20 protein-coding genes, 1 tRNA gene and 1 pseudogene are annotated in these 18,323 nt (G+C 69.3%); 11 read left to right on the forward strand and 11 right to left on the reverse strand.

Going from position 1 to position 18,323, the window contains the following annotated elements; all coding sequences use genetic code 11:
• Positions 1-396, reverse strand: a 396-nt coding sequence (locus JWR33_RS02055) for a hypothetical protein (protein ID WP_297408990.1), incomplete at its 3' end; no start/stop codon positions are given.
• Positions 397-530: 134 nt separating this feature from the next.
• On the opposite strand from JWR33_RS02055, the gene JWR33_RS02060 reads away from it, so the two are divergent.
• Together JWR33_RS02060 and pepN are read left to right on the forward strand one after the other, a co-directional pair.
• A complete protein-coding gene (locus tag JWR33_RS02060) occupies positions 531-1,115 on the forward strand; it encodes a YbaK/EbsC family protein (RefSeq protein ID WP_297408992.1) in 585 nt (194 codons plus the stop codon).
• A 90-nt stretch (positions 1,116-1,205) separates the two neighbouring features.
• Entirely contained in the window at positions 1,206-3,749 is a 2,544-nt protein-coding gene (pepN, locus tag JWR33_RS02065; protein WP_297408994.1) for an aminopeptidase N, read from the forward strand.
• Between the two features lie 125 nt (positions 3,750-3,874).
• On the opposite strand, the gene JWR33_RS02070 is transcribed toward pepN, so the two are convergent.
• Complete coding sequence (locus JWR33_RS02070; RefSeq protein ID WP_297408996.1) at positions 3,875-4,288, reverse strand: VOC family protein; 414 nt, start codon at positions 4,286-4,288, stop codon at positions 3,875-3,877.
• 81 nt (positions 4,289-4,369) lie between these two features.
• Between JWR33_RS02070 and JWR33_RS02075 the strand changes: the two genes are divergently transcribed.
• Positions 4,370-5,380, forward strand: coding sequence for a mechanosensitive ion channel domain-containing protein (locus JWR33_RS02075; RefSeq protein ID WP_366073546.1), 1,011 nt, complete (start codon positions 4,370-4,372; stop codon positions 5,378-5,380).
• A gap of 47 nt (positions 5,381-5,427) precedes the next feature.
• On the forward strand, positions 5,428-5,829 hold the full coding sequence (locus JWR33_RS02080; protein WP_297409044.1) for a globin: 402 nt from the start codon (positions 5,428-5,430) through the stop codon (positions 5,827-5,829).
• Between the two features lie 100 nt (positions 5,830-5,929).
• Here JWR33_RS02080 and JWR33_RS02085 read toward each other — a convergent pair whose 3' ends face one another.
• Positions 5,930-6,598: a hypothetical protein gene (locus tag JWR33_RS02085; RefSeq protein WP_297408997.1), complete on the reverse strand. Its 669-nt coding sequence runs from the start codon at positions 6,596-6,598 to the stop codon at positions 5,930-5,932.
• A 76-nt stretch (positions 6,599-6,674) separates the two neighbouring features.
• Between JWR33_RS02085 and JWR33_RS02090 the strand changes: the two genes are divergently transcribed.
• On the forward strand, positions 6,675-7,559 hold the full coding sequence (locus tag JWR33_RS02090; protein WP_297408999.1) for an acyl-CoA thioesterase II: 885 nt from the start codon (positions 6,675-6,677) through the stop codon (positions 7,557-7,559).
• A 52-nt stretch (positions 7,560-7,611) separates the two neighbouring features.
• Here JWR33_RS02090 and JWR33_RS02095 read toward each other — a convergent pair whose 3' ends face one another.
• The 5 genes from JWR33_RS02095 to msrA all read right to left on the reverse strand — a co-directional run bounded on the left by JWR33_RS02095 (position 7,612) and on the right by msrA (position 11,519).
• Positions 7,612-8,079 carry a thioesterase family protein gene (locus JWR33_RS02095; protein ID WP_297409001.1) on the reverse strand — a complete coding sequence of 156 codons (468 nt, stop codon included), beginning with the start codon at positions 8,077-8,079 and terminating at the stop codon, positions 7,612-7,614.
• A 9-nt stretch (positions 8,080-8,088) separates the two neighbouring features.
• Entirely contained in the window at positions 8,089-9,771 is a 1,683-nt protein-coding gene (ettA, locus tag JWR33_RS02100; protein ID WP_297409002.1) for an energy-dependent translational throttle protein EttA, read from the reverse strand.
• A gap of 75 nt (positions 9,772-9,846) precedes the next feature.
• Entirely contained in the window at positions 9,847-10,320 is a 474-nt protein-coding gene (locus JWR33_RS02105) for a hypothetical protein (RefSeq protein WP_297409004.1), read from the reverse strand.
• Between the two features lie 37 nt (positions 10,321-10,357).
• Positions 10,358-10,837, reverse strand: a complete 480-nt coding sequence (locus tag JWR33_RS02110) for a single-stranded DNA-binding protein (RefSeq protein WP_297409005.1) — start codon at positions 10,835-10,837, stop codon at positions 10,358-10,360.
• A gap of 154 nt (positions 10,838-10,991) precedes the next feature.
• Positions 10,992-11,519, reverse strand: a complete 528-nt coding sequence (gene msrA, locus JWR33_RS02115; protein ID WP_297409007.1) for a peptide-methionine (S)-S-oxide reductase MsrA — start codon at positions 11,517-11,519, stop codon at positions 10,992-10,994.
• Positions 11,520-11,622: 103 nt separating this feature from the next.
• On the opposite strand from msrA, the gene JWR33_RS02120 reads away from it, so the two are divergent.
• From JWR33_RS02120 to JWR33_RS02140, 5 genes are all read left to right on the forward strand, one after another.
• Positions 11,623-12,633: an aldo/keto reductase gene (locus JWR33_RS02120; protein ID WP_297409008.1), complete on the forward strand. Its 1,011-nt coding sequence runs from the start codon at positions 11,623-11,625 to the stop codon at positions 12,631-12,633.
• Positions 12,634-13,617 (forward strand): DMT family transporter, encoded by a 984-nt coding sequence (locus JWR33_RS02125; RefSeq protein WP_297409010.1) that lies wholly within the window; start codon positions 12,634-12,636, stop codon positions 13,615-13,617.
• Between the two features lie 63 nt (positions 13,618-13,680).
• The gene (locus JWR33_RS02130; protein WP_297409011.1) at positions 13,681-13,929 is read left to right on the forward strand and encodes a hypothetical protein; all 249 of its coding nucleotides are present in this window, start codon (positions 13,681-13,683) and stop codon (positions 13,927-13,929) included.
• A gap of 89 nt (positions 13,930-14,018) precedes the next feature.
• Positions 14,019-14,453, forward strand: a complete 435-nt coding sequence (locus JWR33_RS02135; RefSeq protein WP_297409013.1) for a MarR family winged helix-turn-helix transcriptional regulator — start codon at positions 14,019-14,021, stop codon at positions 14,451-14,453.
• Positions 14,450-15,676 carry an MFS transporter gene (locus JWR33_RS02140; protein ID WP_297409015.1) on the forward strand — a complete coding sequence of 409 codons (1,227 nt, stop codon included), beginning with the start codon at positions 14,450-14,452 and terminating at the stop codon, positions 15,674-15,676. Before JWR33_RS02135 ends, JWR33_RS02140 begins: the two co-directional genes overlap by 4 nt.
• A 59-nt stretch (positions 15,677-15,735) precedes the next feature.
• Here the strand turns inward: JWR33_RS02140 and JWR33_RS02145 are convergent.
• From JWR33_RS02145 to JWR33_RS02155, 3 genes are all read right to left on the reverse strand, one after another.
• Positions 15,736-15,808: transfer RNA gene (locus JWR33_RS02145), tRNA-Arg, on the reverse strand.
• Between the two features lie 54 nt (positions 15,809-15,862).
• Positions 15,863-16,900, reverse strand: coding sequence for a DUF2510 domain-containing protein (locus tag JWR33_RS02150; protein ID WP_297409016.1), 1,038 nt, complete (start codon positions 16,898-16,900; stop codon positions 15,863-15,865).
• Positions 16,901-17,008: 108 nt separating this feature from the next.
• Complete coding sequence (locus JWR33_RS02155; protein WP_297409018.1) at positions 17,009-17,860, reverse strand: SGNH/GDSL hydrolase family protein; 852 nt, start codon at positions 17,858-17,860, stop codon at positions 17,009-17,011.
• Positions 17,861-17,889: 29 nt separating this feature from the next.
• On the opposite strand from JWR33_RS02155, the pseudogene JWR33_RS13525 reads away from it, so the two are divergent.
• Positions 17,890-17,964 (forward strand): annotated as a pseudogene (locus JWR33_RS13525) (zinc-ribbon domain-containing protein); the annotation flags it as partial.
• Between the last annotated feature and the right edge of the window lie 359 nt (positions 17,965-18,323).

Raw genomic sequence — 18,323 nt, forward strand, 5'->3', positions numbered from 1 at the left:
GACTCCCGGGTGCGAGCTCGGCAGCGGCTCCCCCGCGAGGGTCCGCCTGACCGCCAGCTCCTGGCCGACGCTGCACCAGTCGGCCGCGCGTCCCACGGGCATCAGGGTGATCGCGGCGACGGCAGCCGCGGCCGACCGCTCGCCCAGCCTCTTCGCCAGGGGCTCCTCGACAGCACGCGATGACCGAGCGGCGAACTCACCCGACAGTCTCGCGGCGAGCGCGTCGACCAGATGCGCGAGGGTGCCGACCTCGTCGATGAGGCTCACCAGGTCGGCGTCGGGCGCCCCCGCGACCACCTCGGCCAGGGAGGCGCCGTCGCCCGCCGAGGCGAGCTCGGCCACCCGCTGAGCGAGGGCGGCCGAGTGCTCCGCAAGGGCATCGGACGAGCGCTTCATGGGAGAGATTCTCCTGATAGCCACCGACATTGAGCCCCGCGGAACGGCAGTTGTCCACAGGCATCAGGGCGCCCTTTGGACGGACGCCGGAAGTGACTGAGCGAGCACGAAAAGCAGTCCGCTACCGTCGAGATGTGCAATTCGGAAGCCTCCAGTTCGAGCCAGCGGGCGATCGTCTCGACCTCGTGGCCGAGCCCGTCCGCGCCGCCCTGAGCGCCGAGCGCGCGGCCGGGAACGCTTCCGGGGTGCAGGTGGCGGAGATCGACCCGGAGGTCGCGGACACCGCCGCCTTCTGCGAGCGATACGGAATCGCGATGGCGGAGGGCGCCAACTGCGTCGTCATCGCGGCGAAGCGTGGGGACGTGGTGCGACACGCGGTCTGCCTGATCCTCGCCACCGACCGGATCGACGTGAACGGCGCCGTGCGGAAGCACCTCGACGCGAAGAAGGCGTCCTTCGCCGCCATGGACACCGCAACCTCCGCGACCGGGATGGAGTACGGCGGCATCACGCCGATCGGCCTGCCGGCGGGATGGCTGCTGCTCGTCGACGCCGCCGTCGCGGCCTCAGGCCCGCTGATCATCGGCAGCGGGCTGCGCCGATCCAAGCTGCTGGTGTCGGGCGCATACCTCGCGGGGCTGCCCGGTGCCCAGGTGCTGCCCATCGCCAAGGAGCCGAAGGAGCAGATCGATCCGGTCCATCCGGTACAGCAGAGCTGACGAGCACCGCTACGCCTGTCCCCCGCTTCGGTTCCGCCCGCCCGGACTCCCTAGGGTGGGAACGACCCCGAAATCAGGACGGATGGACCCATGCCAGGAGAGAACCTCACCCGCGCCGAGGCGCAGGAGCGTGCAGCGCTCCTCACCGTGCACGACTACGCCGTCGAGCTCGACCTCACCACCGGACCCGAGACCTTCCGCAGCACCACCACTGTGCGCTTCTCGGCCAAGGACGGCGCGTCGACGTTTCTCGACGCCATCACGCGCACGGTGCACTCGGTCACCCTGAATGGCGCCGAGCTCGACCCCGCCAAGGTCAGCGACGGCGTCCGGATCGCCCTCGACGGCCTCGCCGAGGAGAACGAGCTGACCGTGGTCTCGGACGCCATCTACACGAACACGGGTGAGGGCCTGCACCGGTTCGTCGACCCGGTCGACGACGAGGTGTACCTCTACTCGCAGTTCGAGGTGCCGGATTCCCGCCGCGTGTTCGCGGTGTTCGAGCAGCCCGACCTGAAGGCCACGTTCCAGTTCACCGTGACGGCGCCCGACTACTGGGAGGTCGTCTCCAACTCCCCCACGCCGAAGCCCACCGACGTCGGCGACAGCAGGTTCCGCTGGGAGTTCCCGCCGACCCCCGTCATCTCGAGCTACATCACCGCGCTGATCGCCGGCCCCTACGCGGTCGAGCGGCGCGAGCTCACCTCGTCCGACGGGCGCGTCATCCCGCTCGGCGTCTTCTCGCGCGCCTCGCTCGCGCAGTACGTCGACACTGACTACATCGTGGAGAAGACCCGACAGGGCTTCGAGTTCTACGAGAGGATCTTCGACTTCCCCTACCCGTTCGAGAAGTACGACCAGCTGTTCGTGCCCGAGTTCAACGCCGGGGCGATGGAGAACGCGGGGGCCGTCACCTTCACCGAGACCTACGTGTTCCGGTCCAAGGTGACCGACGCCGTTCGCGAGCGCCGGGTCGTCACGATCCTGCACGAGCTCGCCCACATGTGGTTCGGCGACCTCGTGACCATGAAGTGGTGGAACGACCTCTGGCTGAACGAGTCGTTCGCCGAGTACATCTCCACGCTCGCCACCGCCGAGGCCACCGAGTGGTCCGAGGCGTGGACCACCTTCGCGGCACTCGAGAAGAGCTGGGCCTACCGGCAGGACCAGCTGCCCTCCACCCACCCGATCGTCGCGGTCATCAACGACCTGGAGGACGTGCAGGTCAACTTCGACGGCATCACCTATGCCAAGGGCGCGTCGGTGCTCAAGCAGCTGGTGGCCTGGGTCGGCCGGGACGAGTTCCTCACGGGTGTCGGCGCGTACTTCCAGAAGCACCAGTACAAGAACACGGAACTGAAGGACCTGCTCAGCGAGCTGGAGACCGCCAGCGGACGGGATCTCGCATCCTGGTCCGAGCAGTGGCTGGGCACCGCGGGCGTCAACACCCTGCGCCCCGAGTTCGAGACGGCCGAGGACGGGACCTACTCGTCCTTCGCCGTGGCGCAGTCCGCGCCGCCCGAGTGGCCCACCATCCGGCCCCACCGCCTGGCGATCGGCAGCTACAGCATCCAGGACGGCAAGCTGGTGCGCACCGACCGGATCGAGCTGGACATCGACGGCGAGCGCACCGAGATCGCCGAGCTGGTCGGCAAGCCCCGTCCCGACCTGCTGCTGCTCAACGACGACGACCTCGCCTACGCGAAGATCCGCCTGGACGACGAGTCACTGCTGGTGGCCATCGACTTCCTGTCGGCCATCGAGGCGCCGCTCGCGCGGTCGATCGTGTGGGGTTCCGCCTGGGACGCGACCCGCGACGCGGAGACCTCGGCGTCGGACTTCGTGCAGCTGGTGCTGCGCAACGTCGGCGCCGAGACGGAGTCGACCACGCTCCGCACGGTCCTCTCGCAGGCGCAGACCACCGCGTCGATGTACGTGGCCCCCAAGCACCGTGCCGAGACCCTCGCCACCGTCGGGGACACGTTCTGGAAACTCGCCCAGGAGGCGGAGCCGGGATCGGATTCCCAGTTCCAGTTCGTCAGGGCATTCGCGGCCGTCGCACACACGCCTGAGCAGCTCGACACGGTGCAGCGTGTGCTCGACGAGGAGATCACCCTCGATCAGCTGAACATCGACACGGACCTCGGCTGGGAGCTGCTCATCGCCCTGGCCGCCGGCGGCCGTGCCGGCACTGCGGAGATCGAGGCGGCGCTCGCCTCCGACAACACCGCGACCGGCGCTCAGTCGGCCGCCCACGCGAAGGCGGCGCTGCCGACCCTCGCGGACAAGACGGCGGCCTGGAAGTCGATCGTGGAGGAGACCGGAGCGTCGAACCTCATCGTGCGGGCGACGGGACTCGGCTTCGTCCGGGCCTCCGACCCGGCGGTGCTCGAGGAGTTCGTGCCACGGTACTTCGATGCGCTCACCGGGATCTGGGAGTCGCGCAGCTACGCCATCGCCTCGGGCATCATCAACGGGTTCTACCCGGCGCCGCTCGCCAACCAGGCTCTCGCGGACGCGAGCCGGGAGTGGCTCGCCGCGCACCCGGAGACCCCGGCACTCCGCCGCCTCATCATCGAGAACCTCGCCGGCGTGGAGCGCGCGCTGCGGGTGCAGGCGCGCGACGCCGGGTAGCGCCGGTCGAACTGCCTAGTTTCGGCGCGCCGCTTGCGGCGGCTGTCTCAACCACCGGTCTCAGGTCCGGGGTTGAGGAGGCCGCGCGGCGGCCGTCTCGAAACCACCACTGCGGACGCGATCTACTAGGCGGGCCCCAGCTCCTCGAAGAGGGTGACCTGCAGGCCCGCCGGCGCCTCCAGGCGAGAGTTGAGCGAGCGCCAGGGCGTCTCCACCGGCTCCGCGATCAGCTCGGCGCCCGCCTGCACCAGGGAGGCCGTCGTGCCGACGGCGTCCTCGACCTCGAAGGCGACCCGCAGGCGGGCGCTCGGCCGGCTGGATCCCTCGACCCGATCGATCATGTCCACCTGTGCCGGATTCGACAGCTCGAGGGTGGCGCGGCCCGCGTCGAGGATCATCACCTGCGCGCCGCCCTCCCCCGCGTAGGACTCCTCCTCGGGCATACCCAGAACGTCCCGGTAGAACCGCACCGCCTCGTCGTAGTCCTCGGCGCGCACGACCAGTCGCAGCTGCCGCACGCGTCCCGTCGCGTCCGTCATGAGCACAGTCCTGTCATGCGCACAGCGTAGGACCGCGCCGCGACCGACGGTGCAGACCCGGTTCGTAGACTGGGGCGCAATATGAACTGGGATCTCTTCTGGAAAATCTGGGGCATCCCCATCAACGTCGTCGTGATCATCGTGGTGGCGGTGCTGCTGCGTCTCGTGCTGCACTTCGTGATCCGGCGCGTGGTGGAGCGCATCGTGCACGGCGTGAAGAAGCGCCAGCGGGTGGAGGAGACCCAGGCGCTGCACGCCACTCCCCTCACAGCGGTGCGGCTCGTCCAGCGCGCCAGGACGCTCGGCTCGGTGCTCGGCAACGTGGTGACGGTCACCATCACGATCGTCGCGCTGCTGCTCATCATCACCGCCATCAATCCGGCCATCACCGGCGCCTTCTCGCTGATCACCGCCGCGCTCGGTGCGGGGCTCGGCTTCGGCGCGCAGAACATCGTGAAGGACGTGCTCAACGGCCTGTTCATGGTCGCCGAGGACCAGCTGGGCGTCGGCGACGTGGTCGACACCGGCCAGGCGACGGGCGTGGTGGAGGACGTCGGCATCCGCTCCACCCAGGTCCGCGACGTGAACGGCACGCTCTGGTACGTGCGCAACGGCGAGATCCTCAGGGTGGGCAACATGTCCCAGGGCTGGGCGCGGGTGATCGTCGACCTGGCCATCCCCTACGACGCCGACATCGACGCCGTCGAGCAGAGGATGCTCGCCACCGCCACCGAGCTGGTCGACGAGGAGAAGTGGCGGATGACCATCCTCGAGCGGCCGGAGATCTGGGGGCTCGAGTCGATCTCGTCGGAGGCGCTCGTGATCCGGATGGTCATCAAGACCCGCACCTCGGCGAAGGACGACGTGGCGCGGGAGCTGCGGATGCGGCTGAAGCGCGCACTCGACGAGATGGAGGTCAAGCTGCCTTCCCTCAACACGGTCGTGCTGAGCGGCTTCGAGGGCGCGGCGAGCGTCAAGGGCGCCCGACCTGGCCCCGTGCCCGTTGAGGCTGCTGCTCCCGTTCCCGCCGTGCCGGACAAGAAGCCCCGCGCCCCACGCGCCCGGGCGACGAAGGAACGGAAGGAATCGTGACCGACCTTCCCGTCCCCCCTCACCAGCCGAGCCCCGTGACGCTTCGCCTGAGTGCCGGCGGCGACCCCGTCGACGGTAACTTCTACGACCAGGTCGGCGGTCGGGCGACCTTCGAGCGCCTTGTGCGCGAGTTCTATCGCGGGGTGGCGAGCGACCCCCCGCTGCTGGCCATCTATCCCGAGGAGGACCTCGAGCCGGCGATCCAGCGGCTGACGGGATTCCTCGAGCAGTACTGGGGCGGCCCTGGGACCTACAGCGAGCAGCGGGGGCACCCCAGACTGCGGCTGCGTCATCAGGCCTTCACGGTGAACCCAGACCAGCGCGACCGCTGGCTTCGGCACATGCGGGCCGCCGTCGACTCCCTCGAGCTGCCGCCGCTTCAGGATGCGACCCTGTGGGCGTACCTCGAGCGCGCCGCGCACGCGATGGTGAACACGTTCGAGGAGTGACGCCCGGACCTGCCCCGGCCGGCCGACGAATGCATCCCGGCGGCCAAACTGCATCGGCGTGCGGATGCGATTTGGCCGGACGGATGCGGTCCTAGGGCGATCAGCCGAGCAGTGACCAGGAGCGGCGGCGCACCAGCACGTGCCCTCGCGTCGACGTGAGACGGGACCAGGCGCCCGCCTCGTACACGCCGACCTCCTCGACGGGGTCGGGACCGAGGAAGCCGAGGCTCACCGCGGCGAACGCCGCACCCGCCGGAACATGCTCCAGTGCGTCGATGGGCCGGCCCCAGACCTCGGAGCGGACGCGGCGCACGATCTGCTCCCCTGTGCCGGTGGGCACCGCCTCGGCGACCGCCTCGATCCCGCTGCGCCCGACGGACTCGAGGATGCCCGCCGTCGTCCGGCCGACACGCTTCCATCCGCCGCGGGGCGGCGAGATCCCGGCCCAGGTCACGGTGCTCACCTCCGTCGGCAGCGCGATCGTCGCCGCCCTCAGCGTGCCCGCCCGGGTGAGCCGGTCGAGCAGCGAGCGCACGGGCACGACGGCGTCGAATTCGCTGCGGTCCGAGAGGGCAAGCGTGCGGAGGCCGAGCACGGTCGGGCTCTCGTCGAGCAGACCATGCGGATAGAGGATCGCGGTGTACACGGCGAGCACGCCCGATCCGGCAACGAGCCGCACGGAGCCGTCCTCGACGCGCCCGGCGCGACCCAGATAGGTGGCGAGGTCCTCGGCGGCAAGCGGATCGGCGAGAGTGAATGAGCGGATCATCGGCGCCTCTAAACTAACTGACCGGATGCCGCGCACCGCAGCGGCGGGCGGATGGCGACAGCGACTGGGAGAATCCGTGACCGATCAGCTCGACCCGCTCGCCTCGCTCCTCGGCGCGCTGGATCTCACCGACACCGGCGCGCGCACGAGCGAGGACATCTTCACCGGCCCATCCCAGTGGAGCCCGAACGGCCGGGTGTTCGGCGGCCAGGTGCTGGCCCAGTCGCTCATCGCGGCAATCCGGACCACCGATACCGACCGAGCGGTGCACTCCATGCACGGCTACTTCCTGCGCCCGGGCGACGTGCAGCATCCGATCACCTTCTCGGTGGATCGCATCCACGACGGCCGGTCCTTCTCCACGCGGCGCACACAGGCCTATCAGCACGGGCTGCCGATCCTGTCGATGATCGCGTCCTTTCAGATCCACGACGGCGGCCTCGAGCATCAGACCGACATGCCGGCCGACCTCCCCGACCCGGAGAGCGTGATGAGCGACGCCGAGGTGCTCGGGGCGGTGGACCATCCGATCGCCCGGCACTGGGCCGTCAGCCGGCCCTTCGAGATGCGGCACATCCCCTCCCCCATCTACTTCCGCGTGGACGGGGAGCACGTCGCGAATCAGGCCGTGTGGGTGCGGGCGATCGGGCGGCTGCCCGACGACCCCAACCTGCACCGGGCCGCGCTCGCCTACGCCAGTGACTACTCGATCCTCGAGTCGGTTCAGCGGCGCCACGGGATCGCCTGGACCACGCCGGGTCTCAAGGTGGCGAGCCTGGACCACGCCATGTGGTTCCACCGGTTCGCCCGCGCCGACGAGTGGCTGCTCTACACGCAGGAGTCCCCGAGCGCGGGCGGCGGGCGGGGACTCTCGATGGGCCGCATCTACGACCGCTCCGGCAACCTCATCGCGAGCATCGCCCAGGAGGGCATGATCCGCGTTCCCGACCCCGGCGAGTGAGGCGCGTCGAGCTGGATCGCACCTCGTCGGGCATGGGCGAAAACCTCCTCGGTCAGCGGCGGGTGAACTTCACCGGCTCCTCGACGTAGGCCGCCCACGCCTTCCGCGCTCGCTCACCGATCCGCACCGGCTCACCTGTGCCGGGGTCGACCATCACGAGCGTCGTCGAGGCCCTTCCGAAGAGCACCCGTGGCGCGCCGCCCTCCGGCGAGTAGATCTCGTAGCAGACCTGGATGCTTGCGCCCCCGAGGCGGCCGATCCACAGCTCGATGTCGAGCGGCTTCCGGAGGTAGGGGACGGGCGCGAGGTACTCCATCTCCTGGTGCGCTATCAGTGACAGCGTCGACCCGCCGACCCCGGAGTCGAGCACCGCGGTGCCGGCGCCGTCGGGGTCGTCGCCATCCGCCCAGAAGGCCTGGATGCGGGCCTCCTGCAGGATGCGGAGCATCTCCACGTTGTTCACGTGGTTGTACGCGTCGAGGTCGGACCAGCGCAGCTGGATGGGGACGTGGAGGCGCATCGCCGGAGGCTAGTTGCGGGTCAGCTTGCGGTACGCGGAGCGGTGCGGACGTGCCGCCTCGGGCCCGAGACGCTCGATCTTGTTCTGCTCGTAGGAGTCGAAGTTGCCCTCGAACCAGTACCAGTTGGCCGGGTTGTCCTCGGTGCCCTCGTAGGCGAGGATGTGCGTCGCGATGCGATCGAGGAACCACCGATCGTGGGTGATGACCACCGCGCAGCCGGGGAACTCGAGCAGCGCGTTCTCGAGGCTGCCGAGGGTCTCGACGTCAAGATCGTTCGTGGGCTCGTCGAGCAGCAGCAGATTGCCGCCCTGCTTGAGCGTGAGGGCGAGGTTCAGCCGGTTGCGCTCACCACCGGAGAGCACGCCGGCCGCCTTCTGCTGGTCGGGGCCCTTGAAGCCGAAGGTGGACACGTAGGCCCGGGACGGGATCTCGGTCTTGCCGACGGTGATGTAGTCCTGACCGTCGGACACGACCTCCCACAGCGACTTCTTCGGATCGATGCCCGCGCGGCTCTGGTCCACGTAGGAGATGTCGACCGTCTCCCCGATCTTCAGATCACCGCCGTCGAGCGGCTCCAGTCCGACGATCGTCTTGAACAGGGTGGTCTTGCCGACCCCGTTCGGGCCGATCACGCCGACGATGCCGTTGCGGGGCAGCGTGAAGGAGAGCCCCTCGATGAGCATCCGGTCGCCGAAGCCCTTCTCGAGCTTCTTCGCGTCGATCACCTGGCTGCCGAGCCGGGGCCCGACCGGGATCTGGATCTCCTCGAAGTCGAGCTTCCTGGTGCGCTCGGCCTCCGTGACCATCTCCTCGTAGCGGGCGAGGCGCGCCTTGGACTTCGCCTGGCGACCCTTGGCGTTGGAGCGGACCCAGTCGAGCTCGTCCGCCAGCCGCCTCGACAGCTTGGCGTCCTTCTTGCCCTGCACCTGCAGGCGCTCCTGCTTCTTCTCCAGGTAGGTCGAGTAGTTGCCCTCGTAGGGGTACAGACGACCCCGGTCGACCTCGGCGATCCACTCGGCGACGTTGTCGAGGAAGTACCGGTCGTGGGTCACGGCGAGGACAGCGCCGGGGTACTTGGCCAGGTGCTGCTCGAGCCAGAGCACGCTCTCGGCGTCGAGGTGGTTGGTGGGCTCGTCGAGGAGGAGCAGGTCGGGCTTCTCGAGCAGCAGTCGGCAGAGGGCGACGCGGCGCTTCTCCCCGCCGGAGAGGTTCGCGACGATCGCGTCGGCGGGCGGCGTGCGGAGCGCGTCCATCGCCTGCTCGAGCTGCGAATCGAGGTCCCACGCGTCCAGAGCGTCGATCTGCTCCTGGAGGGTGCCCATCTCGCCGAGCAGCTTGTCGAAGTCGGCGTCCGGGTCGGCGAGCGCGGCGCTGATCTCGTTGAACCGGTCCACCTTGGCCTTGGTCTCCGCCACCCCGAGCTGAACGTTCTCCAGCACGGTCTTCGACTCGTCCAGCTGCGGCTCCTGCTCGAGCATCCCGACGGTGAACCCGGGCGACAGCTTCGCCTCGCCGTTGCTCGGCTGGTCGAGCCCCGCCATGATCCGCAGGATCGTCGACTTGCCTGCGCCGTTCGGCCCCACCACACCGATCTTGGCGCCCGGCAGGAAGGCCATCGTCACGTCGTCGAGGATGACCTTGTCACCATGCGCCTTGCGGGCGCGCACCATTGAGTAGATGTATTCGGCCATGCACCCATCCTATTTGGGCCGCCGGAGCCCGGCCCCCGCTCCGCCTCCGCCGGGAGCGGACACGGGCGCACGGGATCACCCGCCGACCGGCTCCGTCGCGCCGATGAGGCATCTGCCGGAGCCCAGCACGGGGGCCACCATCGACACGTAGCCCGTCTTCTCACCGGATTGCCCGAGGAGACAGCCGTCGTCGAAGCGCACGGAGAACTGGATGGAGTCGGCCTGCAGATCGATGGCGGTGCGATCCGCAGTCACCTCCATCCGGCCGCGATCGAATCCGGCCTCGGTGAGAGCGTCGAGGAACGCCTGCCCGCCGGCCTTCGGATCCGTGGAGAGCACCGCCCGGTTGACCCAGTCGAAGAACTGGAGGTTCGCCTCCGCCCCGCCGGTCGGGTCCCTGGTCGGAACGACGGTGGGCGCGGGGCGATCGGGCGCAGAGCTGGAGGGGGTCGGCCCGGGACCGGCCGCCACCGTCGTGGGCGTCGAGCAGCCGCTCACGAGGAAGGCGAGCGCGACGGTCAGCGCGAAGCCTGTGGCCGTTCGACGCATCGGCTCCCCCTTCCGGAAGAGTCAGTCTAGGAGGCGGTCAGAACGGGACCTCCTCGCCCTGCCGCAGTTCACCGGAGAGGGCGGGTGCTCCCCAGTCCCCCGCCGTGGCAGCCGGCTCGGGCTCCTGCGTCGCAGGTGAGGCCGACTGCACGGAGGCGCGGGGATTCCTGGTGTAGCTGCTGGTTCCGAACCGGAGGTTGTGGCCGATGGCGTCGGCGACGAGATCGACGGTGAGGTTCTTGCGCCCCTGGTCGTCCTTCCACTCCTTCAGCTGGAGCCGCCCGTCCACGAGCACCGAGTCCCCCTTGTGCAGGGACGCCGCCATGCCTGCAGCGAGTTGGCGGAAGCCGACCACGGAGAACCAGTTGGTGTCGGTGTCGACCCAGGTCTTCTGCCCGCTGTCGAAGCGGCGGCCGCTCGAGGCGAGCCGGAAGCTCGTCACCTCCATGCCGTCCGCGGTGATCACGTGGTTGGGCTCGGTGGCCACGATGCCGATGGTGCTGAACAGGTCGTGCATATGCTGCTCCTTCGTCTCGGGGAGGCCGGGCCGACCGCTCGTGCCGGGAAAGGCCGGCCCGGCTCGCACACAGCGTGCCGAGCGGCGCTCCGGAGAAAGAGCGAAGGCCCGCCTCCGTGCGAAACGGAGACGGGCCCGGAGTTGGGGAGGAGGGTCAGGCGGCCTTGATGTACTCCGCGTAGCTCTTGCGCACCTTGTTGACCTTGGGCACGGCGACCGCGAGGCAGTAGCCCTGGTTGGGGTTCTTGGCGAAGAAGTCCTGGTGGTACTCCTCGGCCGGGTACCACTCGCCGAGGGGGGCGATCTGTGTGACGATCTTGCCGTCCCACCACTCGCCGGCGCGGGCCGCAGCGGCCTCGAAGAGCGCCTTCTGCTCGTCGCCCGTGTAGAACATCGCCGAGCGGTACTGCGTCCCGACGTCGTTGCCCTGGCGGTTCAGCTGACGCGGGTCGTGCAGCGTGAAGAAGACGTCGAGGATCACCTCACGCGGGATGACGTCGGGGTCGAAGGTCACCGCGACCGCCTCGGCATGGCCGGTGGTCCCGGTGCAGACGAGCTCGTAGCTGGGGTCCTTCGCGGATCCGCCGGTGTAGCCCGAGGCGACATCGGAGACTCCCCGGAGGTCGCGGTACACCGCGTCCAGGCACCAGAAGCATCCTCCGGCCAGTACGAACGTCTCCATCGTGTTCTCCTCTTCGTCGTCGTCGCGGCACCGCGAAGCGGGCCGCACCAGTATCAACGAACAGCGGCGGAATCGCATTCCGGGGCCTCGTAGCATGGCCAGGGTGAGCTACGTCGCCGCCTCAGATCGATATTCGGTGCTCGACTACCGGCGCACCGGCCGCAGCGGGCTGCTCCTGCCCCCGATCTCGCTCGCGCTCTGGCAGAACTTCGGCGACGCGCGCTCACTCGAGGTCCAGCGCGCCATTGTCCGCCGCGCGTTCGATCGCGGCATCACCCACTTCGACCTGGCGAACAACTACGGGCCTCCCCCAGGGTCGGCCGAGGAGAACTTCGGCCGCATCTTCGCCGACGACCTGCGCCAGCACCGGGACGAGATCGTCGTGTCGACCAAGGCCGGGTACCCCATGGGTCTCGGCCCGTACGGGGACGGGGGCTCGAGGAAGTACCTGCTGTCCTCGCTCGACGCGACCCTGAGCAGGCTCGGACTCGGCTACGTCGACAGCTTCAACCATCACCGTCCCGACCCCGAGACGCCTCTGGAGGAGACGGCGGGCGCCCTCGCCAGCGCCGTCACGAGCGGCAGAGCGCTCTACGTGGGCATCTCCAACTACGACCCGGTGCGCACCGCGGCGATGGCGGCCGCTCTGGCCGAGCACCGCGTTCCGCTGCTGATCCACCAGCCCCGCTACTCGATGTTCGACCGGCACATCGAGGACGGCCTCTTCCCGGTGCTCGAGCAGCACGGCATCGGGGCGATCGTGTTCTCCCCGCTCGCCCAGGGCCTGCTGACCGACCGCTATCTCGGCGGCGGGCTGCCCGCCGACTCGCGCGCGGCATCGTCGAGTCCGTTCCTGTCCGCCGGAGACATCACCGAGACCTACCTGACCCGCGCGCGCGCACTCCAGCGGCTCGCCCAGCAGCGGGGACAGACCCTCGCTCAGCTCGCGCTCGCCTGGGTGCTGCGCAATCCGGTGATCACCTCGGCGCTGATCGGCGCCTCCAGCGTGGCGCAGCTCGACCAGAACCTCGGGGCCCTCGAGGCGCCCCCTCTGAGCGATGAGGAGCTCACCGCGATCGAGCCGCACGCAGTGCACGGCACCGCGGCCCGCTGAGTGGGCTACCTCGCCGCCCTCCTGTCCGCCCTCCTTTTCGGCGCGAACGGGAGCCTTGCGAAGATCGTGATCGAGTCCGGCATCACGGCCGGCCAGCTCACGTTCCTGCGCTCCCTGGGGGCCGCCGTCCTGGCCGCCCTTGCTCTGGCCGCGGTCGACCGGAACGCGTTCCGGATCTCGCCGCGCTCACTGCTGGGCACCGCGATCCTCGGTCTCGTCGGGGTCGCCGCCGTGCAGTGGCTGTACGCGGTGGCGATCACGCTCCTCCCGGTCGGCATCGCGCTGCTGCTCGAGTACCTGGCCGTGCCGATCGTGGCGCTGGTGGCCTGGCTCGTCCTGCACGAAGGGGTGCGGGCATCGCTGTGGGTCGGGATCGGGCTCGTGGTCGCCGGCCTGGCCGTCGTAGCCCAGCTCGGCTTCGCCCCGCTCGATGCGCTCGGCATGGCGGTCGCGCTCCTCGCGGCGATCGCCCTGGCCGCCTACTTCCTGATCGGACAGCTCGGTGTGGCGACCATCTCGCCGCTGGGCATGGCGTTCTGGTCCATGAGCTTCTCCGCCCTGTTCTGGGCCGTCTTCAGCGGCTGGTGGACCATCCGACCTGCCGCTCTCCTGGCACCGCTTCCCGCTCACGCCGGGGTTCCGACGCTGCCCCTGTGGGCCGGTCTCGCCCTGGTGATCGTGCTCGGCTCCTTCGCGCCCTACCTGCTGAGCTACGCCGCCATCCGGCGCCTCGGCGCGACGCGGGCCGGGGTCCTCGCCACGGCCGAGGTGGTGTTCGCCTTCGCGGCGGCCTGGGCCTTCCTCGGCGAGACCATCGAGCCCCTTCAGCTCATCGGCGCGGCCATCGTGCTCGCGGGCATCGTGACGGCGCAGCTGGCACGCCCGGGCACTGCCATCGATGCCGACCTCGCGATGGCGGCCCCTCACCCCGGCCAGATCGCTCGCACCGGGGCCGGTGATGGCGGTGTCGGGGGTCGCTCCTAGCCTGGCGACACACCGAACAACACGCGCGCAGGGCCGGCTGCCGAAGAGAGCGAGGAGCACCTCATGACGTTCAGCACCCTCCCTGTTCCGCCGCGGCCTCGCACGGGCATCGCGTTCCGGCAGCTCAACAACGGCCTCTGGCGGATCACCCGGTCGTCGGGGACGGTCCTCGGCTACGTGGAGGACTCGTCGAGCACCGATCGGCTGCCCCGGTTCTCCGCCAAGCGCCTGTCCTCGACCGGACGGTCCTTCCTGCCGCTCGGCGACTTCCGCACCTTCGACGACGCGGTGGACTGCCTGCGCTTCGGCTGACGAGGCGACCTGCTCCGCCGTCAGCGAAACGGAAGAGCTGCCGTCGCCGACGAGCACCCGGTGATATATAGCCAAGCTATGCTTATTCGGTGACGGACACCAGAAACACTCTCGCCTCGCTGATCAGCTCGGCACACCGACTCACCCGCATCGCGGCCCAGTCGACCGGCGATCAGACGTCCCCCGCCGTCTGGCGGACACTCTCGATCCTCGCCGCCGACGGTCCCATGCGGCTCGGTGAGCTGGCCCGCGCAAGCCGCGTCGCCCAGCCCACCATGACCAGGCTCGTGCAGAACCTCGCGTCGGAGGACCTCATCCGCCGCATCGCGGATGTCGCCGACTCCCGAGCCTGGCTGATCGCCACGACGCCCAAGGGCGAGCGTGCGCTCGCCGCCTGGCGCGACCGGCTCGCCGACGCGGCGGCGCCCTTCTTCGTGGGACTCAGCGACGACGACTGGCGGAGCCTCGCCGCCGCGGCGTCCATCGTGGAGCAGCGCATCTCGGACACGGAAGCCGCGGCGTGAGCGGCGGGTCGACCGGGAGCATCCTGCACCAGCCGCGCAAGGTCTGGGCGGTCGCCTTCGCGTGCGTCGTCGCGTTCATGGGGATCGGCCTCGTCGACCCGATCCTGCCCTCCATCGCCGCCGACCTTGAGGCGTCGCCGACCGAGGCCGAACTGCTCTTCACGAGCTACCTGCTCGTCACCGGTCTCGCGATGCTCGTGACCAGCTTCATCTCGTCACGGATCGGGGCCAAGAAGACGCTGCTCTGGGGCCTCGGCCTCATCGTCGTCTTCGCGGCGCTGGCAGCGGTGAGCGGCAACGTGGAGGCCGTCATCGGCTTCCGCGCCGGCTGGGGTCTCGGCAACGCGCTCTTCATCTCCACCGCCCTCGCCACCATTGTGGGCGCCGCGAGTGGCGGAACCGGGTCGGCGATCATCCTCTACGAGGCCGCCCTGGGTCTCGGCATCGCCATCGGCCCGCTGCTCGGCGGACTGCTCGGCAGCATCAGCTGGCGCGGCCCCTTCTTCGGAACAGCAGTCCTGATGGCCGTCGGCTTCGTGGCCATCGTCGTGCTCCTTCGCACCGACGAGCAGGACAAGCCGGAGCCGATGCCCCTCTCCGCCCCAGTGCGGGCCCTGCGGCACCCGGCGCTCGCGCTGCTGGCGGCGACCGCGTTCCTCTACAACGTGGGCTTCTTCATCCTCCTGGCGTACACGCCGTTCCCGCTCGGCTTCACGGCGATCGGGATCGGCTTCACGTTCTTCGGCTGGGGCCTCGGCCTCGCGCTCACCTCGGTCTGGGTTGCTCCCGCCCTGACCGCGCGATTCCGACGGACCACCGTCATCAGCACGGCACTCCCCCTGCTCGCGCTGGACCTGGTCGCCGCCGGCCTCTTCGTCTCGAGCCAGGTCGCGCTCGTGATCGCCGTGGTGGTGGGTGGCCTCATCCTCGGCGTGCTCAACACCGTGCTGACCGAGAGCGTCATGGAGGCGACCGATCTTCCGCGCTCGGTCGCGTCGTCCGCCTACTCCGCAGTGCGCTTCATCGGCGGCGCGGTGGCTCCGCCGCTTGCGACAGTGCTGGCAGCCTCGATCGATGCGTCGACGCCATACTTCGTGGCAGGCGCGGCGGTCCTCGCGGCGACCCTCGTCACCCTGTTCGGCGCCAAGGCCCTCGGCCGGGTGAACGGCGCCCCGGAGTCGGCTCTCGTCGAGGCGGAAGCCATCTCCATCGGGGACGCCTGATCCCCATCGACGCAGGAAGCGCCGATCGCGGTTCTCGCGGTCGGCGCTTCTCCGTTCGGTGCCCCCGGCAGGATTCGAACCTGCGACCAAGAGATTAGAAGGCTCCTGCTCTATCCCCTGAGCTACGGAGGCGACGCCGCGATTCTACTCGCCAGGCCCAAATGCGCCCGGGATCAGCGCCGCTCGTCACTCGGCCGCGAAGAAGACCGGGTCGCCGAAGATGTAGGACACCGTCCAGGTCCCCTTCTCGACCTCTTCCGCCGGAACCTCGACGATCACCGTCCCGCTCGCTTCGCCACCGGTGAAGAGCTCCTCGACATCGCTGAGCTGACCGTCCATCGAGACGAAGGCGCCGCTGAAGGAGCGGCCGGCCGCCGAGACGAAGTTGAAGTCGAGTTCGAAGGGCCGGCCGCTGTTCGGACCGACGTACTTGACGTCAACCGACAGCGAGGCGTACTGGTTACCCGGCTGGGGATCTTCGTTGAACTGATTCGCCGCCTTCACCTGGTCGGTGACATCCAGAGCGGAGGAGGTGGGCGTCACCTCCCAGTCGATGCCGTCGCCGCCCTCGATGGAGACGGTCGTACCGAGCGGTGCCGGGTTCGCGCGAGTGCCCAGGTCGGAGGCGTTCTCGTCGGCCGGGGCTGCGGAGGCGCCAGGAGACGCCGAGGCGATCACCGAGGGGGTGTTCGAGAGCGAGTCGTCGACCGACGCGACCAGAGCCGCCGTGTAGGCGAAGGCGATGACGATCGAGGCGATCAAGGCGATCGCGGAGACGACCACCGCCACGATGGCCATCCCCTTGGCCCTGCCCTTGAGAAAGAGGGCGATGGCGCCGAGGACGAGGCCGACGAACGCGAGGAAGCCGCCGAAGACGCCGACGACGGGCAGGAACGCCAGCACGAGGCCGATGATCCCGAGCGCCAGCGCCGCGATGGCGAGCCCATTGGCGCGACGAGGCGTCGCCTCCGGATCGGTCCCCCGCGACGCCGGAGGCGTGAGGACGTGCAGGTCGGACGGAGCCAGGGTCTGCGGTGCTGGCTGGTCATGCAGCGGCGGGAACCCGGGCCATGCAGAAGGCGGTGATGCCGAAGGCGGCGGCGGCAGGATGGGGGCAACGTGACCGGTCCAGGAGCCGCCGTCCCAGTACCGCTGCTGCCCGGCTGTCTCGGGATCCTGATACCAGCCGGACGGAATGGCTTCGGGGTGCGTCGGCGTCGACATTCTTCATGCTCCTCGTGCTGATTGCTCACAAATTAGCAGGGCCGGACTTCCGGCATAACCGCGCTGAGAGCTATCTCACCCGACCTCTGTCCCGCACTCGGCTCGATCTCACAATCCGAGGCTTGCCTCCACTCGTGATGCGATCGCGGCATGGCCCGAGTCATTCACGTGCACCGAGCCGGGAATCAGGTATTCCGGGGCGAGGACTGGCGGATTCAATAGGTCGACATAGTCGGCCCCCACCGCTTGGGCCGCATCTCGGACGGCCGCATTCACCACCTCCGCATCGGCATAGACAAGCGGATAGGAGGGCCCGACCGCGATGATGCGGGCACTGGGCAGCGCAGCTCGAAGGTCTTGGAAGAATGCGCCGACCGCGACGGCCTCGTCGCGTGCGTCCTGAGCGATGTCGTTCTGCCCGCCCGCGACGACCACGATGTCCGGGTTGAATCCGGCCACCGTGGGGATCATCTCGGAGAGATTGCGGAGGCCCGTGCGGCCGTTGCTCACATATCCCGTTCCGACCTGGGCCAGATTGATCTCTTCCCAGCCCGCCGAGACAGCGACGCGGGAGGACCACCGGAGCGAAGGGTCGCTGGCTCCAACTCCGAGGGTGTACGAGTCCCCCAGGAAGGCGGCACGAGGCGGAGGAGGCGGCGTTGAGACGGGAACGACCGATGCCGTGGGCAGCGGGGCAGCGGAAGGGCCGGCGCAGCCGCCGAGGATCGCTGTGAGCGCGAGAACTGCGGCTGTGAGCAGAAGCCCCCGAGGCGTTCGGGCCGGGATGGACACGACTCGCTCCTCGTGATCGGTCGATTCGGGAAAGGGGCGCCCGCCGAACGACGCGACCGCACAACGGTTCTCGAATACTCGCACGGGGAATTGCTTATCGGAGGCATTGGCGAGTCGGCTGCTAGATTTGCTCGCACTCTGGCGGACACAAGAATCGCAGCTTCGCATTATCCGAAAAGGAACCGAAAGACACGATCATGACAACCCGCTTCTGCCACAACTGCGGCTCGCCTCTCGCCGACGCGGCGAACTTCTGCAACTCATGCGGCGCCCCGGTGCATCTGTCGGGTACATCGGAATCATCCGAGTCAGAGGTCGAATCGGACGCAAAACGCGCCGGGCAGCCGGTGCCACCGCCGCCGCTTTTCCCAGCACCTTTCCCGGGAACGGGAACGGAACCCGCACCGCAATCCGCGACTGCGCAGCCCGCGTCGGCCTCACCTCCGCCTCCTCCGCTATCCGCGCCGCCTTTCTCGGGAAGGACGAGCCGATCCGTCCAAGAAGCTGAAGCGCCCCAGCGGGCGCCGGTCTCGCCGCCGCCTCCTCCCCTAGCGCCTCCCGTGTTCCCGGGAGCGGCCGAGCGGGCGCACCGCGAGCGTCCGGCGGTCGAGGCGGCTGCAGCGCCGGCCAC

The organism is Naasia sp. (assembly GCF_025465545.1).
GTDB lineage: Bacteria > Actinomycetota > Actinomycetes > Actinomycetales > Microbacteriaceae > Naasia.

Bases quoted from the DNA above. Each gene is read 5' to 3' on its own strand.
- pepN (WP_297408994.1), top strand. From the start codon at position 1,206: ATGCCAGGAGAGAACCTCACCCGCGCCGAGGCGCAGGAGCGTGCAGCG.
- JWR33_RS02070 (WP_297408996.1), bottom strand. From the start codon at position 4,288: ATGACGGACGCGACGGGACGCGTGCGGCAGCTGCGACTGGTCGTGCGC.
- JWR33_RS02075 (WP_366073546.1), top strand. From the start codon at position 4,370: ATGAACTGGGATCTCTTCTGGAAAATCTGGGGCATCCCCATCAACGTC.
- JWR33_RS02085 (WP_297408997.1), bottom strand. From the start codon at position 6,598: ATGATCCGCTCATTCACTCTCGCCGATCCGCTTGCCGCCGAGGACCTC.
- JWR33_RS02095 (WP_297409001.1), bottom strand. From the start codon at position 8,079: ATGCGCCTCCACGTCCCCATCCAGCTGCGCTGGTCCGACCTCGACGCG.
- ettA (WP_297409002.1), bottom strand. From the start codon at position 9,771: ATGGCCGAATACATCTACTCAATGGTGCGCGCCCGCAAGGCGCATGGT.
- JWR33_RS02105 (WP_297409004.1), bottom strand. From the start codon at position 10,320: ATGCGTCGAACGGCCACAGGCTTCGCGCTGACCGTCGCGCTCGCCTTC.
- JWR33_RS02110 (WP_297409005.1), bottom strand. From the start codon at position 10,837: ATGCACGACCTGTTCAGCACCATCGGCATCGTGGCCACCGAGCCCAAC.
- msrA (WP_297409007.1), bottom strand. From the start codon at position 11,519: ATGGAGACGTTCGTACTGGCCGGAGGATGCTTCTGGTGCCTGGACGCG.
- JWR33_RS02130 (WP_297409011.1), top strand. From the start codon at position 13,681: ATGACGTTCAGCACCCTCCCTGTTCCGCCGCGGCCTCGCACGGGCATC.
- JWR33_RS02150 (WP_297409016.1), bottom strand. From the start codon at position 16,900: ATGTCGACGCCGACGCACCCCGAAGCCATTCCGTCCGGCTGGTATCAG.
- JWR33_RS02155 (WP_297409018.1), bottom strand. From the start codon at position 17,860: ATGCGAAGCTGCGATTCTTGTGTCCGCCAGAGTGCGAGCAAATCTAGC.